Here is a 17,405-nt window from a genome sequence, read left to right on the forward strand (position 1 = left end):
GATCTGTTTACGCGCCGACTTCGTGCTGAATGTCTTCGTGCGCTTCGCGTTCATCCAGATAGTCCGTCCTATAACCGGTGTGCACGCCCCAGAAGTAAAACACGAGCGCGAGCACGGCGACGAGCGCCATGTCCCAGCCATACGGCAACACGCCACTTCCGCCGAATTCCTTGCTGCCGATGAGCGACATGACGGCCATCGTCGGCAGATACGCCACCAGCCACCACGCGGCTTTCAGATCGCGGCCCCATCCCGCGAAGCCGGTCTTGCCCTGGAAGTAGAAGTACACGGGCAGCGCGACGACCATCAACAGGATGATTTCGCCGGTCAGCGGCCACTTTGCCCAGTACAGGACGAGCGACGCGCAAACGAACGCGAACGGCGCGACCAAGCCCATTAAGGGCAAGCGGACCGGCCGTTCCAGATCCGGCGCGGCGCGGCGCAGCGCCATCAGGCTCACAGGCCCGGTGAGATAGGAAATGACCGTCGCCACCGAAATCACCGCCGCCAGCGTGCCCCAACCACGGAAGAAGAACAGGAACACGAACGCGACGAACAGGTTGAACCACATCGCGGGACGCGGCACGCCGTAGAACGGATGCACGTTGCCGAATATCTTCGGCATCGTGTTGTTGCGCTCCATCGCGTAGATCATGCGGGTGGTCGTCGCCATGTAGGTGGTGCCGGTGCCGCTCGGGCTCACGAAAGCATCGACATAAAGAAGCACGGCGAGCCAGTTTAAATTCAGCGCCAGCGCCAGTTCCGCGAACGGCGACGCGAAGTTGAAATGCGACCAGCCCTTCGCGACATCGGCGGGATTGACCGCGCCGATGTAGGCCACTTGCAGCAATACGTAGATCACGAGCGCGATCAGAATCGAGCCGATCACGGCGAACGGGATGCTCCGCGACGGATTGCGCGCCTCGCCCGCGAGATTGACCGGGCTCTGAAAGCCGTTGAAGCTGAATACGATACCGCTCGTCGCCACCGCCGTCAGCACGGCCGGCCAGCCATAGGGCGCGAAGCTCGACACCGTGCCGAAGTTCTCGGAATGGAACCCTGTATAGATGAGGCCCGCGATGGTCAGGCCGGGAATCAGGAACTTGAAGACAGTGATTGTCGAGTTGGCGCGCGCGAACACCTTCACGCCCCAGTAGTTGAGCATGAAGTACACGACCACGAGCAGCGCCGAGAGGATCAGCCCTGAAGTCGTGAGCGTTTCGTTCACGAAGAGCGCATGCGCCCATTCATAGGGCCACGTGCTCATATATTGAATGGATGCCTCGGCCTCGATCGGAATGACCGAGACGATGGCAATCCAGTTCGCCCACGCGCTGATGAAACCGACGAGCGCGCCATGCGAATAGCGCGCGTAACGCACCATGCCGCCGGATTCGGGAAACGTCGCGCCCAACTCCGCGTAAGTAAGAGCGATCGCCATGATGACGACCGCGCCGATCACCCACGCGACCATGGCTGCGGGACCGGCGATCTTGGCCGCTTTCCACGCGCCGAACAACCAGCCTGAACCGATGATGGAACCGAGGCCGGTAAGCATAAGTGCTATCGGCCCGATATTCCGTTGTATCGAACTCTTCACATTGTTCTCCAGTGTCTCTCGCCTTGCGCTTGGAGGTCAGGCGCACGAATGCACATCCGCCGCGCGCGATGCCGGCCTACGGTCCGGTGATAGGGCGATTTTGGTGCAACCTTGGCAGGTTGGCGCGTAGTGTAACGGTTGCACCTTTCGAATGCAGCGAAGGATTGTCAGCTTTCATCAGTTTTTGCGCGATGAAAGCTACCACACGGCGGTGATAGACAGTTGGCAGTGAAATTATGAAAGATTCGTAAGATACGTTGCGATATCTCAAAAAGTCCCTGCGCGGCAGTCGGATATTATTTGACCGCGAAAACGATTAGCCGTATAAACCTTCTTGCAGGATTTCAAGTGGCGAGTGACTTGTGGTTCTTTCGTAGTTCGCCATCGCGGTACTCCGGTTGGTCCCATTGCCCCTTCCTTGATCTTCATGCACCCTTGGCTTCGGCCTCATTCATCAATTTTTTGGAATAAGTAACATGGAAACCGGTACCGTCAAGTGGTTTAATGACGCAAAGGGCTTTGGCTTCATCACCCCGGATGGCGGCGGCGAAGATCTGTTCGCACACTTCTCGGAAATCCGCATTGAGGGTTTCAAGACACTTCAAGAAAACCAAAAGGTTACCTACGAAGTGAAGACTGGCCCCAAGGGCAAGCAAGCAGCGAACATCAAGCCGGCGTAAGTTTTTATCCGGCTTAAAGAAAACCCCGCCTCGGCGGGGTTTTTTGCATCTGGAACGAGCGCGATCAGGTAAAGACGCGTTGCGCGTAAATACCGAGACCCGTCGCCACGCTGGCAAGTCGATCGCCGAATACGGCTCGTGCGCCGGGAAAAGCCGCCGCGAGCGCATCGGACAGAAAGCGCAAACCGGTGGTGCCGCCCGTGAAGTACACGGCGCCGACATCCGCGTTCGCCACGCCCGCGCGTTTCACCGTTTCCAGCGCCGCTTCGACGATACGCCGCGTCTCGTCCGCGCCCGCTTCGATCAGCTGCGCTTCGTCGAATGCGACGCGCAGCGCTTCCTCCACCTCTTCCATGTCGATCTCGGTTACGCCGCCCGCCGCCACGTCGATCTTCGCTTCCTCAGCGTGCGCGGTTAGCGCATGACCAAGCCTGCGATCGACGACGCGCATCAGCCGGTCGTGCAGACGCGGTTCGGTGTAAAGGTGGCGCATCAGTTGCAATTCGCTCACGCGCTTGGGCGTGTAGACGGTGTTGATCAGATGCCACGTCGCCAGATCGAAATACACGCGGTTTGGCACTTCGCGCCCTTGCGGATCGAGCGTCTGATAACCGAGTTCGCGCAAAACGGTCGTCAGCTCGACGCGCCGGTCGAAATCCGTGCCGGCCACGTGCACACCGTGATGCGCGAGGACATCGCTTTTTCGGTCTAGCTGGCGAGCGCGCTCGGGCCCCACGCGAACGAGCGAGAAGTCGGACGTACCGCCGCCGATATCCGCGACCAGCACGAGCCCTTCCTGCGTCAGGCGCGCTTCGTAATCGAATGCGGCGGCGATAGGTTCGTATTGAAAGTGAATCTCGCGCAAGCCGATGGCGTGCGCGCACGCTTCGAGTTGCGACTGCGCGAGGCGGTCGGCGCGCGGATCGTCATCGACGAAAAAGACCGGACGGCCGAGAACCGCGCGATCGAGCGGACTTGGCGAGACCGCCTGTGCTTTCTGCTTCAGATGCTGCAGAAAAAGCGTGATGACGTCCGTGTACTTGATGGCGGAGCCGTCGCCGAGATCGGTGCTAGTGTCGGCGAGCGGCGAGCCGAGAATGCTTTTCATCGAACGCATGAGGCGGCCGTCGAAGCCGTCTATATACGATTCGAGCGCGGCGCGGCCATAGGACTGGCTGTTTTCGTCCGTGTTGAAGAAGACGGCCGTCGGAAGCGTGGTTGCCTCGCCCTCGACGGGAGCCAGCCGGATCGAATGGCCACCCTGCGTCTGCGCCTGAATCGCGGCAGGCACGGCGACGGCGGAATTCGACGTGCCAAAATCGATCGCACAGTAGGTCATGGACATCGAGGCAGCGTTACGAGGCAACGCCGCATTCAAAAGTGGACAGGGTTTGTAGCATGTTCGGCGGCATGCATCAACCGCATTCGAACCCGTCTGGAACCGCCACGACGCTTCAACCGGCGCGGAATGCAACTTGCTCGCCAAAGCGGCAATTTATTCACTGTTGCGCGCGCGGATGCGGCGGGCACGAGCCAATGAACGACACTACCTTACCGCAGGAAAATCGTTCGACTGCGAGCGCCAGCGATCGATCCGACATCATAGAAACCGATTTACCGGGACGGCTCGACCGTCTGCCCTGGGGACGGTTTCATACGTTGATCGTATTCGCGCTCGGCATCACGTGGCTGCTCGACGGGCTCGAAGTCACGCTCGCGGGCGCGGTGGCGAGCGCATTGAAGTCGAGCCCGGCGCTGCACTTCAACAACACGGATGTCGGCATTGCCGGCAGCGCGTACATTGCGGGCGCGGTGGTCGGCGCGCTTGGCTTCGGCTGGCTCACCGACCGGCTCGGACGACGCAAACTCTTCTTCATCACGCTCTTTCTCTACGTGGCCGCGACCGCCGCAACCGCGTTCTCATGGGATCTCGCAAGTTTCGTGCTGTTCCGCTTTCTGACGGGCGCAGGCATCGGCGGCGAATACACGGCCATCAATTCCACGATCCAGGAATTCACGCCCGCGCGTTTGCGCGGCTGGACCGATCTCGCCATCAACGGCACGTTCTGGATCGGCGCGGGCATTGGCGCGGCCGGTTCGCTCGTTTTGCTCGATCCGGGCCTGATGCCGCCCGATTGGGGCTGGCGCGGGTGCTTTCTGATCGGCGCGGCGCTCGGTCTCACCATTCTCTTCATGCGGATGTGGGTGCCGGAAAGTCCGCGCTGGCTCATCACGCATAACCGCGTCGATGAGGCGAAGCAGATTGTCGAGGATATCGAAGCGCATTTTCGCAAGCACGGCGTCGAAATACCGAACACGCCGATCAAGCCGCTGCGCCTAAAGATGCGCGAGCACACGCCACTTTCGGAAGTCGCGCACACGCTGTTTCATGTGCATCGGAGCCGCTCGCTGGTCGGCCTCATGTTGATGACCGCGCAGGCGTTCTTCTACAACGCAATCTTTTTCACTTACGCGCTCGTGCTGACGGACTTCTATCACGTGCCGGGCGATCACATCGGCTGGTACGTGCTGCCGTTCGCGGCGGGCAACTTCCTCGGCCCCGTTCTGCTCGGCAAGCTATTCGACGTGCTCGGCCGACGCCGGATGATCGCCTTCACTTACGCGATCTCGGGCGTGCTGCTCACGATCAGCGGATGGATGTTCATGCACGGAATGCTTTCCGTGACCACGCAGACCATAGCGTGGATGGTGATTTTCTTCTTCGCGTCGGCGGCGGCGAGTTCGGCCTATCTGACGGTCAGCGAGACGTTTCCGCTTGAGATTCGCGCGCTTGCCATCGCCGTTTTTTATGCGTTCGGTACGGCGCTCGGCGGGATCATCGGGCCGGCGCTGTTCGGGCAACTCATCGATACGCATCAGCGTGGCGCGGTGTTCGTCGGCTATCTGATCGGCTCGGCGCTGATGATCGCGGCCGCCGTCGTGGCCGGCATCTGGGGCGTGGCAGCGGAGCGCAAGTCTCTGGAAGATGTTGCGCGGCCGCTGTCATCGGCGGATGAGGGGTGATGTCGGACACATCCGCAGTCAAGCGAACCCGCGCCGCGTAAACCTGGCTTCACTCGAAACTCTTTCCCCACGCGCCTTCGAACGAGGTCTCGCCCAGCGCCTTGCGTGCTCGCGGCGCGGCCTCGCGTTCGCGCAGCGCGTCGTCGAGAAGATTCGCGTCGCCGTGATGACCGATTGCGATCATCGCGATGATCTCCACCTCCGGCGGAATCTCGAACGCCGCGCGGAACGCGTCGCGATCGAAGCCGCCCATCTGATGCGTCGCGAGTCCGAGCGCGTGCGCCTGGAGCACGAGCGCCATCGCGGCCGCGCCGGTGTCGTAGAGCGCGGTGCGGCTGACATCGCCCTTCGGCGTGAGCGTCGACGCAGTCACGCAGACCAGCACGGGCACGCGAACATTCCATGTCCGATTGGACGGCGCGAGCGTTTCGAACGCGCGCTGGAACGCGGCTTCGTCGCGATGCCGATCGAACGCGATAAACGCCAAGGCTGCAAATTGCTCGATGAAGGCGCCCAGCGCGCCGCTTCGAGCAGGCTATGCAGATGCTCGCGGCTCAGCGGCGCGTCGGCGAACGCGCGCGGGCTCCAGCGGCCTGCGAGTAGTTCGTGGATATCGACTTCGGTTGCGGCGGGTTTGGCGGTCATCATTGAAATCCTTCAGCGATTGGAAGAAGCGAGGCCTGCCCATCACGATAACGGTTTGCAGCAGTCAACCGCACAACGCTACCACTTCAATACAGCACCGTTGCCTCGCGCCGCCCTCAAAAGCGCAAACGGCGCGCATCGGCCCAATGCGCGCCGTTCAAGTATCGAACGACAAGGATAAGTCACGGACTCACACGTCCGCAAAAGCGCTCAAGTGGCGGCGACGCCCATCGACCGCCCCGCGCGATTGATCCGCAGCACCGTAACGGCTGCGACGAGGCAAAGACCGCCGGAGATCATCGTCGCCACGGTGTAGCTGCCGAGGCTCGACCGCAGCATGCCGCCGCCCAGCGCCGCGAACGCCGCGCCGAGCTGGTGCCCCGCCACGATCCAGCCGAAGACGATCGGCGCCGACTCCTTGCCGTAGACATCGGTGGCGAGGCGCACCGTCGGCGGCACGGTCGCGATCCAGTCGAGCCCGTAAAACACCGCGAAAAGCGGCAAGCCGAAGAAGTCGATGCCAAACGCATACGGCAGATAGATCAACGACAACCCGCGCAGGCCGTAGTACCAAAACAGCAGCAGGCGCGCGTTGAAGCGATCCGAAAGCCATCCGGAAAGCGTCGTGCCGAACAAATCGAAAATGCCCATCGCCGCGAGCAAGGTCGCGCCTTGCACCTGCGTCATGCCGTAGTCGGAGCACATCGCGATCAGATGCGTGCCGACATAACCGTTCGTGCTCGCGCCGCACACGAAAAAGCTGAAGAACAACAGCCAAAAATCGCGCGTCTTGCTCGCCATGCCGAGCGTGCCGAATGCGACCTTGATCGGATTTTTCGGCGGCGGAATGACGGCGGGCGGCGCGTCCGGGCTTTCGCCGACGGGTCGCAGCGCGACATCCGACGGACGCTCCGGCAGCAGCCACGCGACGAGCGGCACGACGACTGCGGCTGCTATAGCCACGACGAAAACCACCGGCCGCCAGCCGTGATGCTCCGACAACGCCGCGAGAAACGGCAGAAACACGAGCTGCCCGGTCGCCGAACTAGCGGTGAGAATGCCCATTGCAAGCCCGCGATGCGTCGTGAACCAGCGATTCACCACCGTCGCCGAAAGCGTGAGCGCCGCAACGCCCGTCGAGCCGCCGACCATCACGCCCCAGATCACGATCATCTGCCAGGGCGCGGTCATCATCGAGGAGAGACCGACGCCCGCGGCCAAGGTCGCAAGCGCGGCGAGCAAGGTCGGACGCACGCCGAAGCGCTGCATGGCGGCAGCGGCGAATGGTCCGGTCAGGCCGTAAAGCGCAAGGTTGATCGAGATGGCAAGCGAGATGGTTCCGCGCGACCAGCCGAACTGTTTTTCGAGCGGCAACATCATCACGCTCGGCGTCGCGCGCGTGCCGGCCGCCGCCAGCAACACCAGGAAAACGACGCCCACTGCGATCCAGCCATAATGCACGCGGCCGCCAAGCCGTCTCGCTACCCAATTCATCGCTGCTCCGTTCCGTGAATTTCGTGTTTTACGCGCCGTGACGTTACCGACCTGTCACATCAGAGTTGCGAGCTTAGTTACCGATCGGTAACATGTCAAGACCCAAGCAATATTCAAGGATGCGACTGTGACACGAACTCCCGCCGGCCAGCCGAAAACCCCTGCTCGCCGCAGTGTGCGAACCGACGGCGTGCAGGCTCGGGAACAATTGCTCGATGCCGCGCAGGAACTGTTTTATCGCGAAGGCATCCGCGCCATCGGCGTCGATGCCGTCGTCGAACGCGCGGGCGTCAACAAGATGAGCCTGTACCGGCGCTTCGCATCGAAAGACGAACTCGTCACCGCGTATCTGCAGCGCATGGACGAAAGATTCCGCAAGCGCTTCGAGGCAAGCGTCGAGAAGCATCCGGGCGCGCCGGCCGAGCAACTCGTTCAATCGCTCGAGGATCTCGTCGGGCGCGCGTCGGCGCCGGATTATCGCGGCTGTCCGTTTCTCAACATCGCGTGCGAATTCGGCGATCCAGCGCATCCCGCGCGGCAATCCGTCGAGCGCAACAAGCACTATCTGATCACGCGGCTCACCGAGATTTCGGTTGCTGCGGGCGCCGCCGATCCCGTCGAACTGGCAGAATCGCTGGCGTTGCTCGTCGATGGCGTCTACGCGACGAGCCAGACTTACGGTCCCGGTTCGGGGCCGATGCGCGCGGCGCCTCGCATTGCGCGCACGTTGATCGACGCGGCCTGCAAGCCGCTTATTCAGGATGCACCATGAACGACCGTAGCACCCGCGAAGAAGAAGTGATCGCGGCCACGCGCCACTGGCTCACCCGCGCTGTCATCGGCTTGAACCTGTGTCCTTTTGCCAAGAGCGTGCATGTGAAGGGACAGATTCGCTATGTCGTGAGCGACGCGCGCGGCGTGGAAGATGTCGTCGCGGAACTCGCGGACGAACTGCGCCTTTTGCGCGAAAGCGATGCAAATGACATCGACACGACGCTTTTCATCACGCCGCACGCCTTTGCGCACTTCACCGATTACAACGACGCGCTGTTCTTCGCCGACCGCTTGTTGAACGACATGGGCCTTGCCGGAGAACTGCAGATCGCGAGCTTTCATCCGCAATATCGATTCGAAGGCAGCGAGCCCGACGACATCGAGAACTATACGAATCGGGCGCCGTATCCCATCTTTCATTTGCTGCGCGAAGCGAGCATCGACCGCGCAGTGGATGCCTTTCCCGACGCCGCCGATATCTACGAACGCAACATGGAAACGCTGCGTCGCCTCGGTCACGAAGGTTTCGCGGCGTGGATGAAAAGCGACTGATCAGTGCGCGAAGAAGCGCTCGCGCAACTCGTCCAGCCCGAGCGTTTCGAGCACATCCGACAGCCGTTGCGCGGGCCGGGCGCGCGGCAAGTCCTTGAACTGAGCGATGATGAGCTCGTTTTTCATCGAATGTTCCCAGCCTACGAGTTCCGTCACGCTGACCTGATATCCGTGCGATTCGAGCTGCAGGCAGCGCAGTACATTCGTAATCTGGCTGCCGAATTCGCGCGTATGCAGCGGATGCCGCCACATCTCCGTCAGCACGTTCTTCGACAGCGCATGCCCCTTGTTCTTGCGCAGCACTGACGCGACTTCCGCCTGACAACACGGCACCACGACGATGTACTTCGCGTTCTTCTGCAGAGCGAACTGGATGGCGTCGTCCGTCGCGGTATTGCAGGCGTGCAGCGCGGTCACGACATCGATGGAATCCGGCAGCAGATTCGATTCAATCGATTCGGCCACCGACAGATTCAGAAACGACATTCCCTCGAAATCCAGCCGCTTCGCCAATTCCTCCGATTTTTGAACAAGATCCTCACGCGTCTCAATACCGTAGATGTGTGACCGATCGCGCAGAGTCTTGAAGAACAGATCGTAGAGAATAAACCCAAGGTAAGACTTCCCCGCGCCATGGTCGACAAGCGACACCGAACCCTGGCGTTCGTGAACGTCGGCAAGCAGCGGTTCGATGAACTGATAGAGGTGATAGACCTGTTTCAGTTTGCGGCGGCTGTCCTGATTCATCTTGCCGTCGCGCGTGAGGATATGAAGTTCCTTCAGCAGTTCGATCGACTGACCTGGACGGATTTCGTGCTTTGTAGTGGGGTCGGGGGTGCCCGGAGCCGACGCGGAGGACTTCTTGGCCATCGTGAAAGTGACGTGGAAATTAAAAAACGAGGCTAGTTTGCGCCGAATGTGCGCTAACCGCTGGTTCTGCCGACTCGAAAGGAGAAGTTTACCCAAAAGCGCGAAGACGCTCTTGTTCCGCCCAAGTCGACCGGCGATGCAAGACGGCTAGAAAACGCTTGGAACACTTCGTGCATTGTCCGGTATGCGGATCTGGCCGGGACGATGCGCAGCGTGGGGAAGAAGCCCGGCGCGCCAATGCAGCAAGGAAGAGCAACAAGCAGGTAGCAAAGTCACGCCTCGACAACGCAGTACGCGTCGTCACCCGCGAGCGGCTTTCGTTACGTAACACCTAACACTCAGCGCGGCGATTGCGACTCGCCAGCGCCATGAACATGGAGAGGACGGCGATGGACGCGATCCCCGACAAGAAAGCAGAAAAGCAGTTTCAGGAGATGCTCGCGGCGCTGACCACGATGCCCGCCTGGAGCGAGAAGCAACAACTCGAACTCGAAATGGCTCGAGAGATTTCGGTGGAGATGCTGCGTCTCGCCGAATCGATGCGCGACGGCTCCACGGATATCGAATCGTGTCTGACCATGCTGAAGTACGCCAAGGTGATGGACTTCGTCCTGACCACGCTCGCCTCGCGCCGCGAGATCGCGCCGCAGACACTGCGCGTGATCTTCAAGCTGGCTGGCCTGAAGGTCGATGAAGCGTATCCCGGCTAACGCGGGCTAACTTTCGAGAGAACCGGTTCGTCTTTGAAGGCGCGCCGGTTTCAGCCTTTGCGCCGTGTCATCAGACGCTCGGCCGACTTGCGCATGTGCCGCTGCATCGCGGCTTGAGCCTGCACCGCGTCCCGCGCTTCGAGCGCCTCGAGAATCTCGAGATGTTCGCCAAGCGCGGCCGCCCAGGTTTCCTCCCCCTCGAAATGTCCGCGTAACGTGGATGACAGCGGACTATGCCGTTCGTCATAGAGACTGCCCACTGTCCTGACCAGCACGTCGTTGCCCGACATCTGCGCGATCGCAACGTGAAACGCGCGGTCGGCGCTCATTGGTACTTGTCCCGCTTCGACTTCGCGCGCCATGGTCTCGTAGACGGCGCGTAGCGTCTTCAATGCCTTTGGCTTGGCAAACGGCGCGACATTCGCGGCAATCGCGCCTTCGATCACGCTGCGCGCATTCATGATCTCGATCGGGCTCTCGCCCAGTTCCGCCTCGGTGGCGGGCGGCTTCGCCACGGGCGTCGCGCAGATATAGACGCCCGAGCCCATGCGAATCTCGACTCGCCCTTCCAGTTCCAGCGCAACCAGCGCCTCGCGCACCGAAGGCCGCGACACGCCCAACGTCTGCGCGAGTTCGCGTTCGGAGGGCAACCGGCCGTTCGGCGCAAAGTCCTGCTGTTCGATCAGAGCGCGCAGCTTATCGGCGATCTGAAGGTAGAGGCGACGCGTTTCGACTGGTTTGACACTCACGTGCACACTCCTGCATGTCTCGGGGAAAACGTGGATTGTAATCAGCGGAAGGGTTGACGCACCGTACGAAGCGCGTTCGACCATTTTCAAACGCTTACAAGTGGCTTGACCAATTCCAATTCGAGCCACTAGTATGCATTTCGGTAAGGCCAGATGGGCCATATTTTTTACGGCTGTCTGGAACCGTTCCCAACGACAAAACCCCCATGTACTTCGCCGTCGCATCGAGCGATGGCGCGATAGCCGCCCGACATGACCAATCCGATTCTCCAGTTCGGCACGAGCCGTTTTCTGCAAGCGCACGTTGACTTCTTCGTGGCCGACGCCGCGCGGCGCGATCCTGCGAAAGCGCTCGGCAAGATCACCGTCGTGCAGACCACGTCGAGTCCTGACAGCCGCGCGCGCGTCGATGCGCTGCGCGCCACGGGCCGCTATCCGGTACGCATTCGCGGACGCGAGCGCGACGCGACCGTCGACACCACCATCGAATGCGATTCGATCACCGAAGCGCTGCACGCAAACGACGACTGGCCGCTGTTGCTAGAACGCATGGAACGCGACGTCAAGGTGATCGTCTCGAACACGGCCGACACGGGTTACGCCCTTTTCGACGAAGACACGGCCGACCTGCTCGATGGCGCGCGTACGCCGCGCGGATTCGCGGCCAAGCTCGCCGTGCTGCTGCACGCACGCTTCAAGGCGAGCGCGGCGCCGATCACGCTGTTGCCGTGCGAACTCGTCTCGCGTAACGGCGACACCTTGCGCGACCTTGTGCTCGACTTGGCGCGCAAATGGAATGCGGACGACGCGTTCATCGCTTACTTGTCGAACGATTGCGTCTGGGTGAATTCGCTCGTGGACCGCATCGTGTCGGAGCCTATCCTGCCGGTCGGCGCGATTGCCGAGCCTTACGCGTTGTGGGCAATCGAGCGGCAAGCGGGCATGACCTTGCCGTGCGAACACGAAGACATCGTCGTCACCGACGACCTCGCGCACTACGAGCGCCTGAAACTGCTGCTGCTCAACCTCGGCCACACGATGCTCGCGGAAATCTGGCGCACGCGCGGCGGCGCGCCCGACATGACCGTGCTCGACGCGATGCGCGATTCCGCGTACCGCGAGCCGCTCGAAGCCACCTGGCGCGACGAAGTGCTGCCGGTGTTTGTCGCACTCGGCAAGGGCGACGTGGCAAGCGACTACCTCGCGAGCGTGCGCGACCGCTTCGAGAACCCGTTTCTCGTGCACAAGCTCGCGGATATCGCGCGCAATCACGACGAGAAGAAAGCGCGGCGTTTTCAACCTGTGATCGATTTCGCCGCCGAACTCGAACTCGATATCGAACAAAAGCGCCTGCGCGATGCATTGAACGCGCATTGAGATCCGCCAAAGAACGCGGACTCCCGTCACACCGTTTTTGAATCACGGCTCACCGCGTCGGCATGGCGGTTCGGGCCGGCAGATATGAAATGCCATCATCCCGAGGAGACAAACGATGCGCAAAATGCGTTGGGTAGTGATATTTCTGGCCTTTCTGGCCATCGCGATCAATTACATCGATCGCGCGAATCTGGCCGTGGCTGCACCGCAGATTGAGAAGGCGCTCGGCATTGGGCCGGCGGAAATGGGCTTCATCCTGAGCGGCTTCTTCTGGACCTACGCGCTCATGCAGATGCCTTTCGGCTGGTTCGTTGACCGCGTGGGCGCACGAATCGCACTGCCGCTTGCCGTGGGCTGGTGGTCGGTTTTCACGGCGCTCACCGCCACCGCGACGAGCGTCGCGGGCATGTTCGGCTGCCGGCTGATGCTGGGCGTCGGCGAAGCGGGCGCGTATCCGTCGTGCGCGAAGCTCGTCGCGCAGTGGTTCAAGCCGCAGCAGCGCGCGTTTGCCACCAGCATCTTCGATAGCGGCTCGCGTGTCGGTTCCGCGCTGTCGATTCCCGTCGTTGCGCTCATCATCAGCTCGGTGGGCTGGGAAGCGTCGTTCGTCATCACTGGCGCACTCGGCGCGGTGTGGATCTTGGGCTGGTTCCTCATTTACCGTAATAAGTCGCTCGGCGACCTCACCGGTCCCGTGGATGTCCCGCCGCAACCGGTCGCGCCGAAGAACAAGGTCTCGTGGGGCTCGCTCTTCAAGTACCGCACGCTGTGGGGCATGATGCTCGGCTTTTTCTGCCTGAACTTCGTGATCTATTTCTTCATCACCTGGTTTCCGAGCTATCTCGTGCAGACGCATGGCTTCTCGCTCAAGTCGCTCGGCACGCTCGGCATGATTCCGGCGCTGATGTCGATTCCGGGCGGCTGGCTCGGCGGCGTCGTGTCCGACTCGCTCTTCAAGCGGGGCTGGAGCCTCACGGCGGCGCGCAAGACCTGCATGGTCGGCGGCATGCTGCTGTCGTCGGTCATCACGCTCTCGGCGTTCACCACGAACATCTATCTGATGCTCGGCTTTTTCGGCGTTGCGTACGGCAGCCTCGCGTTCGCCGCGGCCAGCATCTGGTCGCTGCCGGGCGATGTTGCACCGACGCCGGGACACGTCGCGTCCATCGGTGGCATTCAGAATTTCGCGTCGAATCTGGCGGGTATCGTCATCACGACGTTCACGGGCGTCATGGTCGAAATGACGAAAGGCTCGTTCACCATTCCGCTGTGTGTTGCAGGCGGCTTCTGCTTTCTCGGCGCGTTCAGCTATCTTGTGATTGTCGGCAAGATCGAGCCGCTCAACCGCGCCGAAACGGAAGCCCTCGCCGACAAGCGCGCTCCCTCCACGATCTAAGAAAACATCATGTCCACCACATCCACCGACCATGCGGTCATCCGGCTGCATCCCAAAGACGATGTCGTCATCGCGACACGTCAGCTGCTCTCCGGCGCGCGCATCGCGTCGGAGGATCTCGTCGTCATGGGCCTGATTCCGCCGGGCCACAAGATCGCGACGCGCGCCATCGCCGCGGGCGAGCCCGTCAAGCGCTACAACCAGATCATCGGCGTGGCGAAGGACGCCATCGCGCGCGGCCAGCATGTCCATACGCAAAATCTGTCGATGGCCGAGTTCGCGCGCGAGCACGAGTTCGGCATCGACAAGCATCCGACGCCTTTCGTCGATGAACCCGCGACGTTCATGGGCATTCGCCGCGACGACGGCCGCGTGGCGACGCGCAATTTCGTCGGCGTGCTGACGAGCGTCAATTGCTCGGCGACCGTCGCGCGCGCGATTGCTGATCACTTTCGGCGCGACGTTCATCCGGAAGCGCTGGCGGACTACCCGAACGTCGACGGCGTGATTGCGCTCACACATGGCTTGGGATGCGGCATCGACATGCAGGGCGATGGCCTCGCCATCTTGCGTCGCACGCTGGCGGGATACGCGGTGCATCCGAATTTCTATTCGGTGCTCTTCGTCGGCCTGGGATGCGAGACCAATCAGATTTCCGGCGTGCTCGAAGCAAGCGGACTGAAAGACGGCGAGCGTCTGCGCAGCTTTACGATTCAGGACAGCGGCGGGACGAGAAAGACGATCGAGCACGGCATCGCATTGGTCAAGGAGATGCTCACGGAAGCAAATCGCGTCAAGCGCGAGCCGGTGCCGGCGTCGCATCTGATCGTCGGTTTGCAATGCGGCGGGTCGGATGGCTACTCGGGCATTTCGGCGAATCCGGCGCTCGGCGCGGCCGTCGACAAACTCGTCGCGCATGGCGGCACGGCGATTCTCTCCGAGACGCCGGAAGTGTATGGCGCGGAACATTTGCTGACGCGGCGCGCGGTCAGCCGTGAAGTCGGCGAGAAACTGCTGACGCGTATCAAGTGGTGGGAGGACTATTGCGCGCGCAACGGTGCGGCGATGGACAACAATCCATCGGCGGGCAACAAGGTCGGCGGGCTGACCACGATTCTCGAAAAGTCGCTTGGCGCGGTGGCCAAGGGCGGCACGACCAATCTCGTCGAGGTTTATGAGTACGCGCAGCGCGTCGACGCCAAGGGCTTCGTGTTCATGGATTCACCCGGCTACGATCCGATGTCTGCAACGGGTCAGGTTGCTTCGGGCGCTAATCTCATCTGCTTCACGACCGGACGTGGTTCGGCTTACGGCTGCGCGCCTTCGCCATCGCTCAAGCTCGCGACGAACACCGCGCTCTGGGAGCGGCAGGAAGAGGATATGGATATCAACTGCGGCGGCGTGATCGATGGAACGGCGAGCATCGGGCAACTCGGCGACCAGATTTTTCAGATGATGCTCGACTGCGCGTCGGGCGTGGCATCGAAGAGCGAACTGCACGGGTATGGGCAGAGTGAGTTCGTGCCCTGGCAGGTGGGCGTGGTTACTTGAGGTTCTTTGGATGCGGATGAAAGGGCGCAACGGTGACGATGCGCCCTTTTTCGTTTTAGAGGCAATGGGCGGTGGTTATGTCTCTTCGACGTTTGCATGGACAGCGAATGAGTCGCGACGTTACCGGACGGCCGCCTCATGTTCCGCCATCATCCTCAACGCGACGGCCTCCGCGACTTCGATTCCGTCGATCGCCGCTGAATAGATCCCGCCCGCATAACCCGCGCCCTCGCCCGCCGGATACAAACCTTCGACATTGACGCTTTGGTAATCGTCATTATTTCGGCGCACCCGCAGCGGCGACGACGTGCGCGTCTCGACGCCAGTGAGAACGGCGTCGTGCATCGCGAAGCCGGGGATCTTCTTATCGAGCTCAGGCAGTGCTTCTCGGATGGCTTCGATCACATAATCGGGCAACGCTGTGCTGAGATCGGTCGGCTTGACGCCTGGCTTGTACGAAGGCACGACCGATCCAAGCGATGTCGATGCGCGCCTCGCGATGAAGTCGCCCACAAGCTGTGCAGGCGCGCTGTAATCGCCGCCGCCCAGTTCGAACGCACGCTCTTCCCACATGCGCTGGAAGGCGATGCCCGCGAGTGGACCGCCCGGATAATCTTCCGGCGTGATGCCGACGACGATGCCCGCGTTCGCATTACGTTCCGCGCGCGAGTACTGGCTCATGCCATTGGTCACGACTCGGCCGGGCTCCGACGTCGCCGCGACAACCGTTCCGCCAGGACACATGCAAAAGCTGTAGACAGCGCGGCCGTTGCTGCAATGGTGGACGACTTTATAGTCCGCGGCGCCAAGCCGTTCGTGACCGGCGAATTTGCCGAAACGGCTCCGATCGATAATGCCCTGCGGATGCTCGATACGAAACCCGAGCGAAAACGGCTTCGCTTCCATGAAAACGCCGCGATCGTGCAACATCTGGAAGGTATCGCGCGCGCTATGTCCGACGGCCAGCACAACGTGATCGCAGCGCAGCGTTTCTCCGCTCGACAGACATAGACCGCGCACCTTGCCATCGTCGATGTCGATATCCTCGACGCGCTGCTCGAATCGTACTTCGCCGCCGAGTTGATGAATATTCGCGCGCATCTTTTCGACCATGCTGACCAGTCGAAACGTGCCGATATGCGGCCGGCTCAAATACAGGATGTCTTCAGGCGCGCCCGCTTTGACGAACTCGTCGAGGACTTTGCGGCCGTAGTGCTTCGGATCCTTGATTTGACTGTAGAGCTTGCCATCGGAGAAGGTGCCGGCGCCGCCTTCACCAAACTGCACATTGGATTCCGGGTTAAGCTCGTTTCGGCGCCACAGACCCCAAGTGTCTTTCGTCCGCTCGCGCACGGCTTTTCCACGCTCGAGGATGATTGGGCGAAAACCCATTTGCGCGAGAATCAGCCCGGCAAACAGTCCACACGGCCCCATGCCGATGACGACGGGGCGAAGCTGGCTCGATGCTTCAGGCGCCTTGGCCACGAAGTGATAAGCCATATCCGGCGTAATGCCGACATGCGGATGCGGCCGAGCCTTTAGTCGCGCGAGCACCGACGCTTCATCTGCCAACTCCACATCGATGATGTACGTAAGCTTGATGTCGGCGCGCTTGCGTGCATCGTGCGCGCGGCGAAAGACATGGAAGCGCACGAGTTCGCTTGACGTCACGCCGATTTCTCCAAGGCGTGCGATGACCGCAGGCTCGATGGCCGAATCGGGATGATCGAGCGGAAGCTTGATTTCGCTTAAACGTAGCATGGGAACTCGAATGGCAATCGGCTGCGCAATGTTTTGCTGATTTTATCGCGCGATCAAGGCATGCACGGCTGATCGAATCTGGCGGATCAGCCAAACGCCGCAGAAATGCAAAAACCCCACCTGTTTGGGGGTGGGGTTTTTGTTTCTGCATGAGGAGCCTGACGATTACCTACTTTCACACGGGAGATCCGCACTATCATCGGCGTGGAGTCGTTTCACGGT

14 protein-coding genes and 1 pseudogene are annotated in these 17,405 nt (G+C 61.3%); 8 read left to right on the forward strand and 7 right to left on the reverse strand.

Annotation, left to right across the window (positions count from 1 at the left end; all coding sequences use genetic code 11):
- Positions 1 to 7: 7 nt before the first annotated feature.
- Positions 8 to 1,600 (reverse strand): APC family permease, encoded by a 1,593-nt coding sequence (locus tag NCR40_RS11845; protein WP_250465772.1) that lies wholly within the window; start codon positions 1,598 to 1,600, stop codon positions 8 to 10.
- A gap of 476 nt (positions 1,601 to 2,076) precedes the next feature.
- On the opposite strand from NCR40_RS11845, the gene NCR40_RS11850 reads away from it, so the two are divergent.
- The gene (locus NCR40_RS11850; protein ID WP_016346375.1) at positions 2,077 to 2,280 is read left to right on the forward strand and encodes a cold-shock protein; all 204 of its coding nucleotides are present in this window, start codon (positions 2,077 to 2,079) and stop codon (positions 2,278 to 2,280) included.
- A gap of 64 nt (positions 2,281 to 2,344) precedes the next feature.
- Here the strand turns inward: NCR40_RS11850 and NCR40_RS11855 are convergent, their stop codons facing one another.
- Positions 2,345 to 3,619, reverse strand: a complete 1,275-nt coding sequence (locus tag NCR40_RS11855; RefSeq protein ID WP_244828124.1) for an Hsp70 family protein — start codon at positions 3,617 to 3,619, stop codon at positions 2,345 to 2,347.
- 197 nt (positions 3,620 to 3,816) lie between these two features.
- Between NCR40_RS11855 and NCR40_RS11860 the strand changes: the two genes are divergently transcribed.
- Complete coding sequence (locus NCR40_RS11860; RefSeq protein WP_244826348.1) at positions 3,817 to 5,304, forward strand: MFS transporter; 1,488 nt, start codon at positions 3,817 to 3,819, stop codon at positions 5,302 to 5,304.
- Positions 5,305 to 5,353: 49 nt separating this feature from the next.
- Here NCR40_RS11860 and NCR40_RS11865 read toward each other — a convergent pair.
- Together NCR40_RS11865 and NCR40_RS11870 are read right to left on the reverse strand one after the other, a co-directional pair.
- Positions 5,354 to 5,949: pseudogene (locus NCR40_RS11865) on the reverse strand (nitroreductase family protein).
- A 210-nt stretch (positions 5,950 to 6,159) separates the two neighbouring features.
- Positions 6,160 to 7,443, reverse strand: coding sequence for an MFS transporter (locus tag NCR40_RS11870; protein ID WP_250509544.1), 1,284 nt, complete (start codon positions 7,441 to 7,443; stop codon positions 6,160 to 6,162).
- A gap of 127 nt (positions 7,444 to 7,570) precedes the next feature.
- On the opposite strand from NCR40_RS11870, the gene NCR40_RS11875 reads away from it, so the two are divergent.
- The gene (locus NCR40_RS11875; protein WP_502800980.1) at positions 7,571 to 8,215 is read left to right on the forward strand and encodes a TetR/AcrR family transcriptional regulator; all 645 of its coding nucleotides are present in this window, start codon (positions 7,571 to 7,573) and stop codon (positions 8,213 to 8,215) included.
- On the forward strand, positions 8,212 to 8,769 hold the full coding sequence (locus NCR40_RS11880) for a DUF1415 domain-containing protein (protein WP_250509545.1): 558 nt from the start codon (positions 8,212 to 8,214) through the stop codon (positions 8,767 to 8,769). The genes NCR40_RS11875 and NCR40_RS11880 overlap by 4 nt, the downstream gene beginning before the upstream one ends.
- Here NCR40_RS11880 and NCR40_RS11885 read toward each other — a convergent pair whose 3' ends face one another.
- On the reverse strand, positions 8,770 to 9,639 hold the full coding sequence (locus NCR40_RS11885) for a class I SAM-dependent methyltransferase (RefSeq protein ID WP_250465780.1): 870 nt from the start codon (positions 9,637 to 9,639) through the stop codon (positions 8,770 to 8,772).
- A gap of 389 nt (positions 9,640 to 10,028) precedes the next feature.
- Here NCR40_RS11885 and NCR40_RS11890 point away from each other — a divergent pair, with 389 nt between their 5' ends.
- Positions 10,029 to 10,349 carry a DNA-binding protein gene (locus NCR40_RS11890; protein ID WP_244826352.1) on the forward strand — a complete coding sequence of 107 codons (321 nt, stop codon included), beginning with the start codon at positions 10,029 to 10,031 and terminating at the stop codon, positions 10,347 to 10,349.
- Positions 10,350 to 10,399: 50 nt separating this feature from the next.
- Here the strand turns inward: NCR40_RS11890 and NCR40_RS11895 are convergent, their stop codons facing one another.
- Positions 10,400 to 11,098 carry a FadR/GntR family transcriptional regulator gene (locus NCR40_RS11895; protein WP_250465782.1) on the reverse strand — a complete coding sequence of 233 codons (699 nt, stop codon included), beginning with the start codon at positions 11,096 to 11,098 and terminating at the stop codon, positions 10,400 to 10,402.
- A gap of 252 nt (positions 11,099 to 11,350) precedes the next feature.
- On the opposite strand from NCR40_RS11895, the gene NCR40_RS11900 reads away from it, so the two are divergent.
- The 3 genes from NCR40_RS11900 to NCR40_RS11910 all read left to right on the forward strand — a co-directional run bounded on the left by NCR40_RS11900 (position 11,351) and on the right by NCR40_RS11910 (position 15,422).
- Positions 11,351 to 12,475 carry a mannitol dehydrogenase family protein gene (locus NCR40_RS11900; RefSeq protein ID WP_250509546.1) on the forward strand — a complete coding sequence of 375 codons (1,125 nt, stop codon included), beginning with the start codon at positions 11,351 to 11,353 and terminating at the stop codon, positions 12,473 to 12,475.
- 115 nt (positions 12,476 to 12,590) lie between these two features.
- Complete coding sequence (locus NCR40_RS11905) at positions 12,591 to 13,871, forward strand: MFS transporter (protein ID WP_244826354.1); 1,281 nt, start codon at positions 12,591 to 12,593, stop codon at positions 13,869 to 13,871.
- Positions 13,872 to 13,880: 9 nt separating this feature from the next.
- A complete protein-coding gene (locus NCR40_RS11910) occupies positions 13,881 to 15,422 on the forward strand; it encodes a UxaA family hydrolase (RefSeq protein WP_244826355.1) in 1,542 nt (513 codons plus the stop codon).
- Between the two features lie 120 nt (positions 15,423 to 15,542).
- On the opposite strand, the gene NCR40_RS11915 is transcribed toward NCR40_RS11910, so the two are convergent.
- Entirely contained in the window at positions 15,543 to 17,183 is a 1,641-nt protein-coding gene (locus NCR40_RS11915) for an NAD(P)/FAD-dependent oxidoreductase (protein ID WP_250509547.1), read from the reverse strand.
- Between the last annotated feature and the right edge of the window lie 222 nt (positions 17,184 to 17,405).

Source organism: Caballeronia sp. GACF4, from assembly GCF_023631025.1.
Lineage (GTDB): Bacteria > Pseudomonadota > Gammaproteobacteria > Burkholderiales > Burkholderiaceae > Caballeronia.